General features: G+C 68.1%; 1 protein-coding gene. It reads left to right on the top strand.

The features are described 5' to 3' along the window. The coding region (locus GGQ68_RS24070; protein ID WP_183970545.1) for an NAD(P)/FAD-dependent oxidoreductase at nt 1–1,193 on the top strand (1,193 nt) is incomplete at both ends.

The following is a 1,193-nucleotide window of genomic DNA, read 5'->3' as shown; positions in this document are numbered from 1 at the left end:
GCCGATTGCGTCGTGATCGGTGGCGGCATCGTCGGCGTCTGTGCCGCCTGGTGGTTGGCGCGGGAAGGCCAGAACGTCGTGCTGGTCGAAAAGGGCAGCATCGGCGGCGAACAGTCCAGCCGCAACTGGGGATGGTGCCGCCAGCAGAACCGCGACGCGCGGGAACTGCCCCTCTCCACGCGCAGCTTGGCGCTTTGGGAACAAATGGGTGCCGAGATCGGTGACAATCTGGGTTTTCGTCGCTGCGGGCTGATCTACCTGTCCAACGACGAGGCCGAGATCGAAGGCTGGGCCAAATGGGGCCGCTTCGCGCGCAGCGCAGGGGTCGAGACGCATATGCTGACGGCACAGGAGGCCGCAGAGCGCGGTGCAGCCACTGGCAAGCAATGGAAGGGGGGTGTCTGGTCGCCCACCGACGGAACGGCCGATCCGGCGCGCGCAGCACCGCTGATTGCAAAATCGATCGAAACGCTGGGCGGCCATGTCGTACAGAGCTGCGCTGCACGGGGCATCGAGCGCAGCGCGGGGCGTGTGTCTGCGGTCGTGACCGAACACGGCACGATCCGCACGCCCGCAGTCGTCGTGGCGGGAGGAGCCTGGGCCGGCAGCTTCCTGCAACAGCAGGGCATCTTCTTTCCGCAGGCCTCCGTCCGCAGTTCTATCCTGTCTGTGGCCCCCGGCGCGCAAGGTCTGCCGGATGCGCTGCACACCGCGCCTGTCACCGTCACCCGCCGCGCCGATGGCGGATACACGCTGGCCACCTCGGGCCGCGCCAACCTTGATCCGACCCCTGGCGCGATCATGGGAATGCGGCATTTTCTGCCGATGTTTGCCCGGCGCTGGAGGGTGCTGCGCCCCGGCGGCACACAGGCCTGGGCGGCGGGTTTCGAAACACGCCGCCGCTGGGCGCTGGACCAGCCGACCCCGATGGAGCGGATGCGTATCCTCGATCCGAAACCCGACGCCAAAGTCATCGCCCAGACCCTTGCGCGCGCGCAAGAGCTCCTGCCGGAACTCCGCAAGCTGTCCGTGCAGGCCGCCTGGGGCGGCTACATTGACAGCACGCCTGACGGTGTGCCCGTGATCGACGCCGATGTCGGCATCCCGGGTCTTGTTCTTGCGGCGGGTCTGTCCGGGCATGGCTTTGGCATCGGGCCGGGCGTGGGGCACCTGGTGGCGGACATGGTCCTTGG

It is taken from the genome of Sagittula marina, from assembly GCF_014196795.1.
Taxonomy (GTDB): domain Bacteria; phylum Pseudomonadota; class Alphaproteobacteria; order Rhodobacterales; family Rhodobacteraceae; genus Sagittula; species Sagittula marina.
The sequence above is the reverse complement of the archived record's forward strand: the minus strand, read 5'-3'. Positions and strand labels throughout refer to the sequence as shown.